Origin of the sequence: Roseburia sp. OM03-7AC (assembly GCF_003462625.1) — a bacterium.
GTDB lineage: Bacteria > Bacillota > Clostridia > Lachnospirales > Lachnospiraceae > Roseburia_C > Roseburia_C amylophila.
On record NZ_QTZJ01000001.1, the window covers coordinates 197,359 to 212,666 of the forward strand.

General features: G+C 40.3%; 14 protein-coding genes and 1 other annotated feature. Of the genes, 12 read left to right on the top strand and 2 right to left on the bottom strand.

The genetic code is table 11. The features are described from left to right. Positions 1-16 precede the first annotated feature (16 nt). Positions 17-889 (bottom strand): PHP domain-containing protein, encoded by an 873-nt coding sequence (locus DXB39_RS00970; protein WP_117841206.1) that lies wholly within the window; start codon positions 887-889, stop codon positions 17-19. Positions 890-1,066: 177 nt separating this feature from the next. Here DXB39_RS00970 and DXB39_RS00975 point away from each other — a divergent pair, with 177 nt between their 5' ends. The 8 genes from DXB39_RS00975 (at position 1,067) to rplT (ending at position 10,552) form a co-directional block, all read left to right on the top strand. Continuing rightward, positions 1,067-2,251: an AfsR/SARP family transcriptional regulator gene (locus DXB39_RS00975; RefSeq protein ID WP_117698730.1), complete on the top strand. Its 1,185-nt coding sequence runs from the start codon at positions 1,067-1,069 to the stop codon at positions 2,249-2,251. 166 nt (positions 2,252-2,417) lie between these two features. Then, positions 2,418-5,378: a hypothetical protein gene (locus DXB39_RS14990; protein WP_243005992.1), complete on the top strand. Its 2,961-nt coding sequence runs from the start codon at positions 2,418-2,420 to the stop codon at positions 5,376-5,378. An 18-nt stretch (positions 5,379-5,396) separates the two neighbouring features. Further along, positions 5,397-5,579 carry a hypothetical protein gene (locus tag DXB39_RS00985; protein ID WP_117841205.1) on the top strand — a complete coding sequence of 61 codons (183 nt, stop codon included), beginning with the start codon at positions 5,397-5,399 and terminating at the stop codon, positions 5,577-5,579. A gap of 183 nt (positions 5,580-5,762) precedes the next feature. Beyond that, on the top strand, positions 5,763-7,565 hold the full coding sequence (locus DXB39_RS00990; protein WP_117841204.1) for a hypothetical protein: 1,803 nt from the start codon (positions 5,763-5,765) through the stop codon (positions 7,563-7,565). A gap of 12 nt (positions 7,566-7,577) precedes the next feature. Beyond that, positions 7,578-9,218, top strand: coding sequence for a MutS-related protein (locus tag DXB39_RS00995; RefSeq protein WP_117841203.1), 1,641 nt, complete (start codon positions 7,578-7,580; stop codon positions 9,216-9,218). Between the two features lie 238 nt (positions 9,219-9,456). Continuing rightward, the gene (gene infC / locus DXB39_RS01000) at positions 9,457-9,951 is read left to right on the top strand and encodes a translation initiation factor IF-3 (RefSeq protein ID WP_022244104.1); all 495 of its coding nucleotides are present in this window, start codon (positions 9,457-9,459) and stop codon (positions 9,949-9,951) included. Between the two features lie 22 nt (positions 9,952-9,973). Further along, positions 9,974-10,171: a 50S ribosomal protein L35 gene (gene rpmI / locus DXB39_RS01005; protein WP_022244105.1), complete on the top strand. Its 198-nt coding sequence runs from the start codon at positions 9,974-9,976 to the stop codon at positions 10,169-10,171. Positions 10,172-10,195: 24 nt separating this feature from the next. Then, positions 10,196-10,552: a 50S ribosomal protein L20 gene (gene rplT, locus DXB39_RS01010; RefSeq protein ID WP_022244106.1), complete on the top strand. Its 357-nt coding sequence runs from the start codon at positions 10,196-10,198 to the stop codon at positions 10,550-10,552. A gap of 37 nt (positions 10,553-10,589) precedes the next feature. On the opposite strand, the gene DXB39_RS15175 is transcribed toward rplT, so the two are convergent. Next, positions 10,590-10,892, bottom strand: a complete 303-nt coding sequence (locus DXB39_RS15175; protein ID WP_330408315.1) for a hypothetical protein — start codon at positions 10,890-10,892, stop codon at positions 10,590-10,592. A gap of 191 nt (positions 10,893-11,083) precedes the next feature. On the opposite strand from DXB39_RS15175, the gene DXB39_RS01020 reads away from it, so the two are divergent. The 4 genes from DXB39_RS01020 to DXB39_RS01035 all read left to right on the top strand — a co-directional run bounded on the left by DXB39_RS01020 (position 11,084) and on the right by DXB39_RS01035 (position 15,244). Further along, positions 11,084-11,584: an SEC-C metal-binding domain-containing protein gene (locus tag DXB39_RS01020; protein ID WP_117841202.1), complete on the top strand. Its 501-nt coding sequence runs from the start codon at positions 11,084-11,086 to the stop codon at positions 11,582-11,584. Between the two features lie 93 nt (positions 11,585-11,677). Further along, positions 11,678-11,880: a binding site (T-box leader), on the top strand. Positions 11,881-11,956: 76 nt separating this feature from the next. Beyond that, positions 11,957-13,918 (top strand): threonine--tRNA ligase, encoded by a 1,962-nt coding sequence (thrS, locus tag DXB39_RS01025; protein WP_117698317.1) that lies wholly within the window; start codon positions 11,957-11,959, stop codon positions 13,916-13,918. 223 nt (positions 13,919-14,141) lie between these two features. Next, entirely contained in the window at positions 14,142-14,456 is a 315-nt protein-coding gene (locus tag DXB39_RS01030; protein WP_022243376.1) for a DUF1540 domain-containing protein, read from the top strand. 188 nt (positions 14,457-14,644) lie between these two features. Continuing rightward, on the top strand, positions 14,645-15,244 hold the full coding sequence (locus tag DXB39_RS01035; protein ID WP_022243375.1) for a zinc dependent phospholipase C family protein: 600 nt from the start codon (positions 14,645-14,647) through the stop codon (positions 15,242-15,244). The last annotated feature ends 64 nt before the right edge of the window (positions 15,245-15,308 follow it).

Here is a 15,308-nt window from a genome sequence, read left to right on the forward strand (position 1 = left end):
GTACATGAGTAGTAAGCTATCTGCAATGCAGCGCATTTTTAATATCCGATAAAATATAATAAGGAATCGGCATATGTCTCGTTCCGTTTCCCATGGAAATATAAGGTTTGTTACTTCCGTGGAAGTCAGAGCCACCAGAAATAAGCAGATGATATTTTTGTGCAAGCTTCTTGATGTTCTGTTCGTCACCAAGCTGGTAGCTGGAATAGACGGCTTCAATACCATCTAAATGGCTTTCTTCTACCAGTGTCTGAACCAGAGCGTCCAATCGGTCTGCATTCATGCGATAGAGTACCGGATGGGCTAAAATGGCAAGACCACCGGCATGATGAATCAGGGAAATACCTTCCTGCGGAGTGATTTTAGGACGGTCTACATAATAAGGACAGTCATCCCCGATATATTTACTGAATACTGCATTCATATCTTTGGCAAGACCATGATTTACAAGGTATCTTGCAATATGTGCCCTTGTAATGACTGCATCCGGAAATTCTCTGATAAGACTGTCATAATCAATGGCAAAGTGTGCCTCCTGCTGCAGTTTATCAACCATCAGGCGGTTGCGGTCTGTGCGGGAAGAACGGAATGCATTTAATTTATCATTAAATACTTTATCGTCCGGGTTAATATATAGCCCGACCATATGGATTTCACGATCATCCAGTTCACAGGAGAGTTCAACACCGGCAATGACTTCCGGTGCATCCGGGGAGTTAAGCCGCAAGGTTTCTTCCTGTGCTTCTCTAATACCATCGATACAGTCGTGGTCAGTAAGGGCAAAGGCATATATCGAATGACGTCTGGCTTCATGAACCAGCTCAGATGGAGTAAAAGTTCCGTCAGAGCAGGTTGAATGTACATGTAAATCAATAAATCCTGTTTCCATGGTATAATCCTTTCTAACAGCTCGAAACAATTATTTTTTAGAATTATTTATGAATATGATTATAAGAGTAATCTTTCGTTTTGACAATCCGGAAGAAATGAGAAAAATCTTTTGCGTATAAAAACAAAGTCCTTTATACTGCAATTAGGAAAAATAATCTGCAGGGGGGCAGGAAGCATGAAAAAAATTTTAGAAGTAAGTATGCTTGGAACATTTCGAATGCAATATGGAAATCATTCCTTTATCATAGACCGGAAATCAACGACAAAGACGAACCGGCTGCTTCAGATTATTCTGCATGCGGGTACAGAAGGGGTAACAAGGGAAGAACTGGTGGGAAGACTATGGGAAAATGAGGAGGTCGCAAACCCATCCAACAGTTTCCGGGCAATTCTTTTCCGGGTGCGGAAACTGCTTAAGGAGCAGGGACTGCCGGAGAGCGATTATATTATAAGCCGAAAGGGAGTTTATTACTGGACACCGGAAATTCCGTATCGTTGTGATTGCATTTCTTTTGAAGAGAAGGCAGAGCATGCATTGAAACAGGCGGAAGATTTTGGAAAAACAGAATTAGAGGAAGCAGTCAGGCTGTACCGTGGAGAATTTTTGCCGGCACTGGGAGCATCGGAATGGGTAATTTTCTGGGCAACGAAATACCGGAAATTATATATGTCCTGTGTAAAGAGACTGTGCGGAATTTACCGGGATGAGCAGGAGTATCAGAAATTATATGAGATAGCAGAAAAAGCAGCGGTTCTTTATCCACTGGATGACTGGCAGGTATACCAGATGGAGGCATTGATTGCCATGAAGCGTTCCAAAGAGGCGGTGGCATTATATCATAAGACAGAAGAAATGCTGCTGGCAGAGCTTGGCAGTGAGCCTTCAAAGTCTATGCTGGAACAATTAAAACGAATCAGCAGCTGTGTTACGGAGGATGATGCCACTCATATTCAGGCAATACAGGAGAAGCTGGAAGAAGAGAGAGAGGAAGGAGCATTTTACTGTTCGTATCCTGTTTTCATTGAAAATTACCGCTTTGCAAAACGGGTTTTGCAGCGTACGGGAAAGAGCGCGTGGCTTCTTATGAGCACCATTACCGATGGGAAGGGGTATGCTTCTGAAGGCGGTGTTCATTTCGAATACATCCGGGCAGAACTGGAGCAGGCATTGAAAAACTCCCTGCGCAGCGGTGACCTGTATACCAGATACAGCACAAACCAGTATCTGATACTTTTAATAGGTATTGAAGAAGAAAATTGCGGACTTGTGATAGAAAGAATCAATGACAACATGGAACGGACGGCTGGAAAGAAATATGTGAAATATCATAAAGTATTGGTGAATGGAACAGACGAGTAGATACGAGGAGAAATACAATACAAACAGGAAGATTTAAGTACAATTCGGAAGAATAAAGAAAAAATAGAAAAATATAACGCTTTTTATAACACAGAGTAGGCTATGATTGGTTATACAATTCATAAATCAACAGGAAATGGATAAAATGAATAAAAGGAGAAAAAACATGAGAGTAGCCAAAATGTTGGGAAAAAGAATTACAGCTTTTGTAATGGCGGCATTGATGGTATTGTCCTTATCCGGAATAACCGGGATGACAGTAAAAGCTGCCGAAAAGGATGATACAATTAAGATGCAGCTGCAGGATACGAAGAAAATCGAGTGTTCTGCATGGATTGCTTACGAAACCAAATGGAGTGTTACCAGTGGAAAAAATAAGGTAACATTAAAGAATACAAATAAGAAAGAGGTATCTGTAACTGCAGATAAGACAGGAACAGTTACTTTGAAGTGTAAATATAAGAACTGGCTCCTTCAATGGGAGACAGAAGAGTATACCATTAAAATCAGTAAGAGAACTCCGGTATTTGAAGAGAGCATTTCAAATCTGACTTATAACGGAAAAGTCCAGACACTGAATGCAAAGAACTTTGTAAAGGATGGTCCAAAGAGTGGTATTGCTGGAACCTGTGACAAAGAGATTTTAAATGCAGGAACTTATACTTATACGGTTACAACACCGGCAACAGATGTATATGAGGCAGGAAGCAGGACTTATACGGTAACTGTAAATAAGGCAGAGGCAGTAATTAAGGAAAAACCATCTGCAACAATCAATCATATGTCCGGAAAACTGAGAGAGTCCCATCTGAATGGCGGAATGGCAGTAGCGGTCAATGATGAGAACCAGGAACTGGAAGGCCATTTTGAGTGGCAGAGCCCGGATGAGACACTGTGGTTTAATACTACTGGAACTGCAATCTTTGAAGATGTAGACCATCATGTAGTATTTGTGCCGGAAGGAAATGCAGCAGAGAACTATAAAGAGACTGTATTTATTGTACCGGTAAGAACCTATTTAAAAGCATTGTATGCAAATCTTACAGCCAGTGATTTTGAATATAATGGCAGTAATGATGAGAAAAACTTAAGCTGTGATGCGAATGCATACAGCTGGGGAATTGAGAAGAATCCAAGCATTTCCATCACGTATACTTATTTTGATGAGGCAGGAAATAAATTAAGCAAAGCACCGGTGGATGCAGGAACTTATACGGTAATTGCAACAGCCAGTGCAAAGAAATTTGAATCCGCAGACAGTAATGAAGCAACCTTTACTATCCGGCAGAAAACGTTGACGAATGAAATGGTAACTGCAAAGGATACTGAGTATACTGGAAACACAGTTGCAGTTGTGGTAAAGGATGGAGACAAAACATTAGTAGAAGGAAAAGATTATACTGTAATATACAGTGGAAGTAATCCAAATGCAGGAGAGGCATCAGCAGCAATTACCGGAATCGGTAACTATAAAGGAACGGTAAATACAACCTATACCATTCTTCCGAAAGAAGTGGAAAATGACAGCGTGATTGCAGCTGCAAAGGAAAAATATTATACCGGAAAAGCAGTAACACTCAGTGAAGAAGATGTGACCGTAACTTATAATGGAAAAGTATTAACAGCAGGAACTGATTATATTGTTGGTAATTACAAAGATAATGTAGAAGAGGGAACTGCTCTGGCAACCGTAACCTTTACCGGTAACTATAGTGGAACTGTAAATGTAAGCTTTGGAATCAGTAAGATTCGTGCAAAAGTATATGCCAAATATGGAAATGGAAAACTGCTGCTGTTAAGTGGAAACTGTATTTTAGACCCGGCTGTATTAGAAGAAGCAGCAGATTATGCAATCACAGAGGAAAGCGTAATCCAAGGATTCATCTTAGAGGATGAAAATGCAGGTGTAGTGACAACATATACAAAACTTTTCCGCAATACAGAGGGTTATAACGTATATGTAAAAGTAGCAGATACATTTACACAGAAGGCAGAGTTCTACATCCGGAAAGCAGGAACTGTCCGTCCGGAAGGAACAGTTGGTGATGCAACAGCAAATTATGACTATATAGGAAGAGCAGCAGTTTCTTTAAATCAGCTGAAAGTGACAACGGATATGTCTGGTTTTACTGCACCAGCCTCTTTTGATGCAGAAAAGAATTATGATGGAAAGATGCCGGTAACACTTGCATCTGTTTTAGATGCATATGCAGCGAACAGCGGCATTGCAGGGGATGATGCAAGATTCTACCGCATCGAATGGTACCGGATGATTAATCCGAATTCCTGGCATATTGATGGAGAAATTGTTGATAACAGTTATACCGTTACTTTTATGGTAGACGGAAATGTATATCAGGAAGTACGTGAAGTAAAGGGAACGGAAGTTTCTGTAACAGATCCTGTAAAGGCAGAGACAGAGACAACAACCTATGAATTTACCGGCTGGACTTTAGAAGATGGCAGTAAAGTAAATGTTGCAGATTTAAATGATAGTACCGTAGTGTATGCTTCTTTTGATGAAAAGGAGAAAGGAACTGAGCCGACCGAGCCAGTTGGACCGACCGGACCAACCGAACCAACCCAGCCGACTGAGCCAACTGAGCCGACTGAGCCAACCGAACCGACTGAGCCAACCGAACCGACTGAGCCGACCGAGCCAACTGAGCCGACCGAGCCAACCGAACCAACCCAGCCGGCAGAATCAACGGAACCGGCACAGCCGGCAAATCCAGCCCAGCCAGCATCATCAGAAACAGCGGTAACTCCGGCAGATAACAATACACAGCCGGAGACAGCCGTACAGACACCGGTAATCCAAGCACAGACTCCGGTTACACAGACCCAGGTGGCACAGACACCAGTCAGACAGCAGCAGGCAGCACAGCAGCCACAGGATGCAGAAGAACCGGTGGTATTAGAAGATGAAGAGGTTCCGCTGGCGAATGTAACGGACGATAATGCAAAACAGGAAGTAACTGCATTAGAAGATGAAGCAGTTCCTCTGGCAGCAAATCCGGCGGGAGAAGATAACTGTATCATCCATTGGATTATGATGATTCTTACGATTGTATTTGCAGGATATAATGTAGTAAGGGCAGTACTTCGTCAGAAGAGAAATGCATAAAGGCAGGAGGCAGAAAGTATGAAAATAGTAGATGGAATCATTGCTGTTATATATGTAATTGCTATGGCAGTGCTGTTTTTCTTGAGAGACTGTGAGAAAGATCTTCCAATGGGAATTCTGGCACTGGCTGTTACCGCAGCTGCAGTAGCATGTATGGTTATCCAGAATAAAAAGCGTGATAGCAAAGCAGCAAGAGCTTAAAAAAATAATATAAATAAGTATTGCAGGCAGGACGATAGAAAATGAAAATACATTTTGTCGTCCTGCTGTTTTTAGTTGCCAGCCATTTGAAGAAAGCTTTCACTTGACATTATTTTGAAATTGAGTTATTGTATTAATTAAATAATACAATAATAATTGCAAAGAAGAAAAGGGAGATTAGGTATGGCAAAGAAAAAGAAGAAAATGGAGTTTGAAACAAAGCAGATAAAGCTGCCTCATGTAAAGGGGCTGTCCATTGTACTTCCGGTTATTTATATTTTATGGGTGGCAGTGATGTATTATCTTCTGCTTCCGGCACTGAATATTCATTCCAGAGGTTTATGGCTGTTTGTATTAGGCGTTATGTTATTCCCGTTAGGAATAATAGGTGCGTTGGTATCGGCAGCCAGGAAGGCGGAAGGTAAGTCCGCAGGAAAGCTGGAAAAGCCGGTAAACGGTATTTTTGCAGCAGTTGGAGTAATCGGAATTCTGTTCCTGATTCTTTTATTTTATGGCAGCAAAATGTTCCATGCACAGGCATATGCAGATATCCTGACCATCGAAGACAGTGACTTTAACAGCGATATCAATACAGCATCTTCTGTATCAAAGATTGCGTTAATGGATACGGACAGTGCAGTATTGCTGGGTAATCGTGAAATCGGAAGCCTTTCAGAAGTGGTGAGCCAGTATAATGTATCGGAAGACTACACACAGATTGATTATCAGGGGGCACCAACGAAAGTATCTGCATTAGAGTATGCCGGCTTCTTTAAATATATGGGAAATAAGGAAAATGGTGTTCCAGGTTATATAACTGTTGATCCGGTAGGACAGAAGGCGCAGTATGTTCCGGTAAAGGAAGGAATGATTTATGTTCCGTCTGCTTACTTTGGCAAGGATTTAAGAAGGCATATCCGTATGAATTACCCGGATAAACTTTTCGGAAATCTTCATTTTGAAGTGGACGAAGATGGAAAACCATACTATATTGCCAGTGTATACAAATACACCATCGGTTTATTTGGTGGAGAAACTGTTGAGGGTGCAATCAGCTGTGACCCAATCAGCGGAGACTGTCAGTATTATGATGCATCAGAAGTGCCGAACTGGATGGATGATGTCTTTGACGGGGATCTTCTGGTGGAACAGTATAACTGGTATGGAGAATTATCTAATGGATTTATGAACAGCATCTTCGGCAAAAAAGGCTGTAAGAAATGTACGGAAACGGTAGTAGAGGATGAAGACGGAGATGAGGAATCTTACGAAGCAAACTTCGGCTATGTTGCCAAAGACGGGGATATCTGGATTTATACCGGAGTTACTTCTGTCAATGATGATGCCTCCAATATCGGGTTTATACTGGTAAATGAGCGGACTTCAGAAGCACATTATTACAGTATTGCGGGAGCAGATGAAAGCTCTGCAATGGCTGCTGCAGAAGGAGAAGTGCAGGAGAAAGGATACCGTGCATCTTTCCCGTCTTTGATTAATGTAGATGGTCAGCCGACTTATATTATGGTATTAAAAGATGCCAGCGGCATAGTGAAGCTTTATGGCATGGTAAATGTAGAATCTTATAATATGGTAACAACAGCAGCCAGTCTCGATGAGTGCTTTGCAAAGTATCGTAAGATGACAGGCAGTGATGGTACAGAAAACACTGGGAATCCGGAAGAGGCAGAAAATTCTTCCGGGGACAGCAACAGCACTGCAGGTAATGCACAGACAGCAGCCAAGGGAAAAATAATTCCGGAAGGTGAGACAGAGACAAGAAGTTTTGTAATCAGTGAAGTGCAGTATGTTGAGATTGCAGGAGAGACTTATGTTTATCTGGCAGGAGACGACGGTATGGTATACTGGCAGAAGTTTTCTGATAATGAACAATTGATTTTCCTGCATGCGGGAGATACCGTTACTGTAAATGGAATTAAGGATAAAGATAATATTTACTGGATAGATACCATTGGAATCATGCAGTAGGAAGGCGAAGAAATGGAAGCAGCAATCCTTGTAGTAATTATGATTGCAGGATTTACTTATTCAGCAATTAAGACAAAAGAAAGTTGGAAGAACCGCTGCAAACGGACACTGAAAGAAAAATATGGAAAAGAACCTGAGAAAAAGGAATTCAAAAGAGAATTGATAAGAAATTATCTGGATACTGTGGGTGGAACACAGCAGGTGGATGAGGTCACATGGAATGACCTTAATATGGATGATGTGTACCAGAGAATCAACAACTGTGATTCCACTATGGGAGAAGAAATTTTATATGCAAAGCTTCATTATGCGAAGCAGACGAAGGAAGAAGAGGAGCTTTTAGAAAAAAGAATAGCTTTTTGTGAAGCAGATGATGAAAAACGCTATCATCTGGAAGAAACTTTGTCAAAGCTTGGAAAGAGAGACGAGGCTTACTATATTCCATCCTTTATCCAGACAGTAGAGGATTTTGCAATTTCAAATCTCTGGGTTTATCAGATGCTCCGGATATTGCTGATGGTAGTTGTTGTGGCGGCAGTCGTATTTCATAATATATATGCTCTGTCAGCTTTGGTGGTAGTATTTCTTGTGAATTTGTCGGTGTATATCTTTACGGTCCGGCTGAAGTTTGACCAGGAGATTCATATGATGGGAACGGCGGCATACCTGATTACGGTAGCACGAGAACTGGAGCAGGAATACCGGAAAGACAAAATATGTGAGGAACTGGCACCGCTGCTTCCGGTATTTGCCAAAATGGATAAGAAGGCATTTCTGCTAAATATCCAGAGCAGAAATGCCATGGGAGATGTGTTTGAAATGCTGCAGGATTTCCTGCTAGGAGTAACCCAGTGGCATATCCTTACTTATATGAAAGTATTGAATCAGTTTATGGATAACCAGGATGCTTATCTTAAGATTTACCGGGTGGTAGGAGAACTGGATGCAGCGGTCAGCACAGGCTCTTTCCGAAAGAGTCTGCCTCTTGTGACAGTACCGGAATATGAGGAAGCAAAGCAGCTTGAGATGGAAGAAATTTATCATCCGCTGCTTCATGGAGCAGTGACCAATTCTATGGAACTTCAGCATAACTGCATTATCACAGGCTCCAATGCTTCCGGTAAGTCAACCTTTATCAAGACCATAGCTGTCAATGTGATACTGGCACAGAGCATTCATACCTGCACCGCAAAAAGAATGCATCTGCCTCATGCAAAAATGATTACTTCCATGGCGGTAAGAGACGATATTTTATCCGGTGACAGTTATTTTATTAAAGAGATTAAATATTTAAAACGTATCCTGGATGCTTTGTCGGAGGATGAACTGGTTATCTGTGTTATTGATGAAATCTTAAGAGGAACCAATACCCAGGAGCGTATTGCAGCTTCAAAAGCAATCATGGAATATCTGGCACATCATAACTGCATTGCAATTGTGGCATCCCATGATAAGGAATTGACGGAGCTTGAAAAAATTGGTTATGACAATTATCATTTTTCCGAAGAGTTTGGAGAAGCGGATATTGTATTTGATTATAAATTGCAGAAGGGACCAGCAAATTCCCAGAATGCAATTCGCCTGCTTTCCTTTACCGGGTTCCCGGAAACGATTATTGAGAGGGCGGAAAATATCAGAAGCGAATATCGGTAAAAATAATGCTTGACGAACGAAATGACATATGGTACTATAAGCAAGTTGAAGAAAGTAGAGTATCCACTCTCACCTTAGCACAATCAAGTGACTAAGTGTTTATAATGAGTATGCAATGAGCGAATCATTTTGAAGTGGATAGTCTGTCTATCCACTTTTTTTGCGGAAATAAACGGAAAGTTGTCTGGCAAAGCTGTGGTGAATTTAATTTTGGAGGTGTACGACCATTAGCGAGTTAATGATCAATGAACAAATCAGAGATAAGGAAGTCCGCCTGATTGGCGCGGATGGTGAACAGTTAGGTATCATGTCGGCAAGAGAAGCATATAAGCTGGCACAGGAAGCAGAACTTGATTTAGTAAAGATTGCTCCTGGAGCAAAGCCACCTGTATGTAAGATTATCGATTACGGTAAATACAGATATGAGCTTGCAAGAAAAGAGAAGGAAGCACGTAAGAAACAGAAAACGGTTGAATTAAAAGAAGTTCGTCTTTCTCCAAATATCGATACCAATGATTTGAATACCAAAATGAATGCCGCAAGAAAGTTCATTTCCAAAGGAAATAAAGTAAAAGTTACACTTCGTTTCCGTGGCAGAGAAATGGCACATGTACAGGCAAGCAAACATATTCTGGATGATTTTGCAGAAGCACTTGCAGATATTGCAGTAGTGGAGAAAGCACCAAAGCTGGAAGGCAGAAGCATGGGTATGGTGCTGGCAGAGAAAAGATAATGATTTTAAGGAGGAATAAATTATGCCAAAACAGAAAACAAGCAGAGCAGCAGCAAAACGTTTCAAATTAACAGGAACAGGAAAATTAAAGAGAAACAAGGCTTATAAGAGACATATCTTAACAAAGAAAACAACTAAGACTAAGAGAAATCTTAGAAAACCTGCAATGACAGATGCAACAAATGTTAAGAATATGAAGAAGATTTTACCATATTTATAAGAATTGGTTAAGGAGGAATAGAACATGGCAAGAATTAAAGGCGGCTTAAACGCTAAAAAGAAACATAATAGAACATTAAAATTAGCTAAAGGTTACAGAGGAGCACGCTCCAAACAGTATAGAGTAGCAAAACAGTCTGTCATGAGAGCCTTAACAAGTTCTTATGCAGGAAGAAAACAGAGAAAGAGACAGTTCAGACAGTTATGGATTGCCCGTATTAACGCAGCAGCAAGAATGAATGGATTATCTTACAGCAAATTTATGTATGGTTTAAAATTAGCTGGTGTTGATATGAACCGTAAAATGTTAGCTGAGATGGCTGTAAATGATGCAGAAGGATTTGCAACATTAGCAGAGCTTGCAAAAACAAAACTTGCTTAGTTTTAAGAAGTGGACAAGTTATAAAAGAGGATTGTGGTTATTCGCAATCCTCTTTTTTGATGTTTGGTTCATTTGAAGTTTTTGCGGAAGCATCCTGCCCGGAAGCTTCTTTTTTGATGGAATCCAAATCTTCTCTTAAAGAGTAATGATTCTTAAGTAAGCGGTATACCATGGTATAAGCCCAGATGAGAACCGGGACAACCACAGTGGCATAGATGGAAGCCTTAAGACAGTTTGTGGCAAAATCGCTTCCAATCAATGCAAAAACAAGAGTGGAAACATAGAGGGCAACTAAGAGTACAACACCGATAATTGCAAGAATCTGTTTTGTCTTTTTCATATATGACCTCAACTTTCTTTGATGACCTGTTTTTAGAAAAAAGCAATATACATTATTTTAACATTTGACAGCAGATAGTCAATCAGAAAATGTAAAGTTGCAGAGGATAAATACTTGAAAAAAGCACAAAATATGCTATACTGAAACAAGCGTTATACGACTAAATATGGATTAAAGGATGGATATGAACAATGGCATTATTAGAAGAATGGCAGAAGATTGCTTATGATCAGCAGGCAGATAGAGGAAAATTACAGAAGTTCTGGCAGAGATATTTTATGTTAGAGAAGGGCGTATATGAGAAGCTTTTAGCAAACCCGGATGAGAAGGTAGAAGGAACTGTAAAAGAGCTGGCAGAGAAATACGACCTCAGCATTATGGATATGACTGGATTCTTAGATGGAATCAATGACAGCCTGGTAACACCAAACCCAATTGATACTATGGAAGAGGATACCAAGGTAAGCCTTGCATTCGATAAAGAAAAATTATACAAGAACATGGTAGATGCCAAAGCTGACTGGCTCTATGAATTACCACAGTGGGATGAAATTTTTGATGCAGATACCAAGAGAAAGCTTTATTTAGAGCAGAAGAAATCCGGCACTGTTGTAGTTGGAAAGAAAGTCGGAAGAAATGATCCGTGTCCTTGTGGAAGTGGAAAGAAATATAAATTCTGCTGCGGAAGATAAGAATAAAATATTTTGGAAAACATTTGGAAAATATTTCACAGAAAAACTCTTTACATAGCAGAAAAAAGAGTATACAATAGCTTTTGTCAAAAGGACAAAACAAAGAAGAGACGAGTAGCATAACAGGAAGTCAAAGAGAGGAATACATCTGGTGAGAGTATTCTGATGGAGCGTAATGTGAAGACCAGCTCTGAGTGACCCCAATCCGGTCCGGTGATTCCGTTATCATCAGAATGAGCGGTTGTACGATAAGTACAGCAAGCAGGGTGGAACCACGATAGAGTATCGTCCCTGATGCATAAATTTTATGCATCAGGGATTTTTTACTTTGCAGTTATTAATACTAATATAATAAGAAAAGGAGACTTGAACATGAAAATCACATTAAAAGATGGCTCAGTAAAAGAGTACAGTGAAGCAAAATCAGTCTATGATATTGCAGCAGATATCAGCGAAGGCCTTGCAAGAGTTGCATGCGCCGGTGAAGTAGACGGAGAAGTGGTGGATTTACGAACCGTTCTTGACAAGGACTGCAATTTAAATATTATAACAGCAAGTGATGAAGAAGGATTAAAGGTAATCCGCCATACTGCATCCCATGTGCTGGCTCAGGCGGTAAAGAAATTATTCCCGGATGCAAAGATTACGATCGGACCGGCAATTGAAGATGGATTCTATTATGATTTTGATCATGCCCCATTTTCAAGAGAAGACCTCGATAATCTGGAAGCAGAGATGAAGAAGATTATCAAGGAAGGTCATGAATTAAAACGATTCACACTTCCAAGAGAGGAAGCAATCAAATTCATGCAGGAACGTAATGAGCCATACAAAGTAGAACTGATTGAAGAATTACCAGAGGGAGAAGAAATTTCTTTCTATGACCAGGGCGGCTTCGTAGATTTATGTGCTGGCCCACATCTGATGACAACCAAGGGCGTAAAGGCATTTAAGCTGACATCATCTTCCATGGCATATTGGAGAGGTAATTCTGACAAAGCAAGATTACAGAGAATTTATGGTACTGCTTTTAATAAGAAGGAAGAGTTAAAAGAATACTTAGAGAAATTAGAAGATGCCAAACGCCGTGACCATAACAAACTTGGTCGTGAAATGGGATTATTTACCACTGTTGATGTTATCGGACAGGGACTTCCTTTATTTACACCAAAGGGAACCAAGATGATTATGAAACTGCAGCGTTGGATAGAAGACTTAGAGGATAAAGAGTGGGGTTATGTACGTACCAGAACTCCGCTGATGGCAAAGAGTGACCTCTATAAGATTTCCGGACACTGGGATCACTACATGGATGGAATGTTCATTTTAAATAAGGACAGCGACGACAAAGAGACAATGGCACTGCGTCCGATGACCTGTCCATTCCAGTATTATGTATACATGAATGAACAGCACTCTTACAGAGATCTGCCATATCGGATGTCAGAGACTTCTACATTGTTCCGGAATGAGGACTCCGGAGAGATGCATGGACTTACCCGTGTCAGACAGTTTACTATTACAGAGGCACATATTATTCTTTGCCCGGAACAGGCGGAAGAAGAACTTACCAGATGTACTGAGCTTTGCCATTATGTAATGACTACACTTGGTATCGATGGAGATGTTACTTACCGTCTGTCCAAATGGGATCCGAACAACAAAGAAAAATATCTGGGCGACGAAGCATATTGGAACAGTACCCAGCAGTATCTGCGTGATGTTATGGATAAGAATGGCATCAAGTATACAGAAGCAGATGGGGAAGCTGCATTCTACGGACCAAAGATTGATATTCAGGCAAAGAATGTATATGGAAAAGAAGATACCATGGTTACCATCCAGCTTGATTGTGCAAGTGCAGAGAAGTTTGGCATGTACTATATCGATGAGAAGGGTGAGAAAGTACTTCCTTGGATTATCCATCGTACATCCATGGGATGTTATGAGCGTACCCTTGCATGGCTGATTGAACATTATGCAGGAAAATTCCCAACCTGGCTTTGCCCGGAACAGGTAAGAGTATTGCCGATTTCTGAAAAATATGCAGACTATGCAGAGCAGGTAAGAAAAGAATTAGCAGCTCATGATGTAGATGTAACGGTTGATAACCGTTCTGAGAAAATCGGATTCAAGATTCGTGAAGCAAGACTGGATAAGCTGCCGTACATGCTGGTAGTTGGTCAGCAGGAGGCAGAGGACGGAACCGTATCCGTAAGAAGCCGTTTTGCAGGAGATGAAGGTGTAAAACCTTTAGGAGAATTCATTGATGCAATCTGCGAAGAGATTCGTACAAAGGAAATCCGTAAGGAAGAAGTTGCAGAAGAAAAATAAAAATGCAATAAAATCTAATTTTTAATTTTATAATTTACATGGATTCAAAAAGACTGTTGCTGGCAATTTGCACCGGACAACAGTCTTTTTTACTTTACAGGAAAGCAGCCGCCGCAGGCACGAGAATGTGTCAAGGTACATTCTTTTTTACATGAAGTTGGTAACATAAAAAGATTTCCTTTGGAGATACTAAACATGTAACGAAAGAAAGGAGATGATTTTTGTGACAGAATTAAAATGTTCTGTAAGAAGCTGCAGTTTCCAGAAAGATGATTGCTGTTGCCGTGGAAATATTACGGTAGAGGGTGCACATGCAAACCGCAACAGTGAGACAAGCTGTGGAAGTTTTGAAGAGAAGAAAAACTGTGGATGTGCCAATTCGACCGGTAAACCGCCTAAGATGAGCGATGTTACCTGTGAGGCAGTAAACTGTAAATTCAATGAAGGAAGAAAATGTCATGCAAAAGACATCCAGGTAGCCGGAACGAATGCCTGTACCTGTATGGAAACAGAGTGTGCCAGCTTCTGTTGTTCCTAAAAAGTGGAATATCAGTAAGTTTTAGCAAAATATTTCTGTGTCTACTCTTAACAGATTGGACACAGAAATTTAGAAGAATCTTAAGAAAAATACTATTGTAAATGAGATGAAAGAAAGTATAATGTGATTGAAGCATAAATAAAGCAGAAGTAATGTGTAAGGTGTAGATGGTAAACAGGAGGAAGCAAATGAGAAAAAAATCACATATTTTGCTGGCACGTTATATTGCAAAGAATACAGAGGATGAAGAACTTAAGAAACATAGACTGTCTTTTTATATTGGCAGCATCCTGCCGGATTGCAAACCATCTTTTGTATATAAGAAACATGAAATCAATGGGACGTTTCCGGATGTGAAAAAGATGGTGAATCAATTGATTTTCGGTAAACAGCAGGGGAAACTGACCCGTAAACGCCGGTATTATATGAATCTCGGGCAGGTAACGCATTATGTAGCTGATTATTTTACTTATCCGCATAACAAGATTTATCCGGGAAACTTAAAGGATCATTGTTCCTATGAAGAACAATTGAAGCGAAGCCTTAAAAATTATATTATGAGCCGGAATATGGAAGCAGGAGAAAAAGTGCAGGCTGATTTTTCTGATGCAGAGGCACTGTATGAATATATTTTAGAGAGGCATAAACAGTATCTTGGAAGAAAAATTAATATAGAAACAGATATTCGGAATATAGTAGCAACCAACCGGATGCTGGTGGAGGCCATTGCCGATTTGTTTTATAAAACACAGCATAAGGAAAAAATGCCGCTTGCTGTCGAATATTGACGAAAAAAGATGTTATATTTTGTTTGATTTTTGGTGATGAGCAGAGTAAAATGAATTTACAAAG

Bases quoted from the DNA above. Each gene is read 5' to 3' on its own strand.
- infC (WP_022244104.1), top strand. From the start codon at position 9,457: ATGATCAATGAACAAATCAGAGATAAGGAAGTCCGCCTGATTGGCGCG.
- DXB39_RS14990 (WP_243005992.1), top strand. From the start codon at position 2,418: ATGAGAGTAGCCAAAATGTTGGGAAAAAGAATTACAGCTTTTGTAATG.
- DXB39_RS00990 (WP_117841204.1), top strand. From the start codon at position 5,763: ATGGCAAAGAAAAAGAAGAAAATGGAGTTTGAAACAAAGCAGATAAAG.
- DXB39_RS01035 (WP_022243375.1), top strand. From the start codon at position 14,645: ATGAGAAAAAAATCACATATTTTGCTGGCACGTTATATTGCAAAGAAT.
- rpmI (WP_022244105.1), top strand. From the start codon at position 9,974: ATGCCAAAACAGAAAACAAGCAGAGCAGCAGCAAAACGTTTCAAATTA.
- thrS (WP_117698317.1), top strand. From the start codon at position 11,957: ATGAAAATCACATTAAAAGATGGCTCAGTAAAAGAGTACAGTGAAGCA.
- DXB39_RS00975 (WP_117698730.1), top strand. From the start codon at position 1,067: ATGAAAAAAATTTTAGAAGTAAGTATGCTTGGAACATTTCGAATGCAA.
- DXB39_RS01020 (WP_117841202.1), top strand. From the start codon at position 11,084: ATGGCATTATTAGAAGAATGGCAGAAGATTGCTTATGATCAGCAGGCA.
- DXB39_RS00970 (WP_117841206.1), bottom strand. From the start codon at position 889: ATGGAAACAGGATTTATTGATTTACATGTACATTCAACCTGCTCTGAC.
- rplT (WP_022244106.1), top strand. From the start codon at position 10,196: ATGGCAAGAATTAAAGGCGGCTTAAACGCTAAAAAGAAACATAATAGA.
- DXB39_RS00985 (WP_117841205.1), top strand. From the start codon at position 5,397: ATGAAAATAGTAGATGGAATCATTGCTGTTATATATGTAATTGCTATG.
- DXB39_RS15175 (WP_330408315.1), bottom strand. From the start codon at position 10,892: ATGAAAAAGACAAAACAGATTCTTGCAATTATCGGTGTTGTACTCTTA.
- DXB39_RS00995 (WP_117841203.1), top strand. From the start codon at position 7,578: ATGGAAGCAGCAATCCTTGTAGTAATTATGATTGCAGGATTTACTTAT.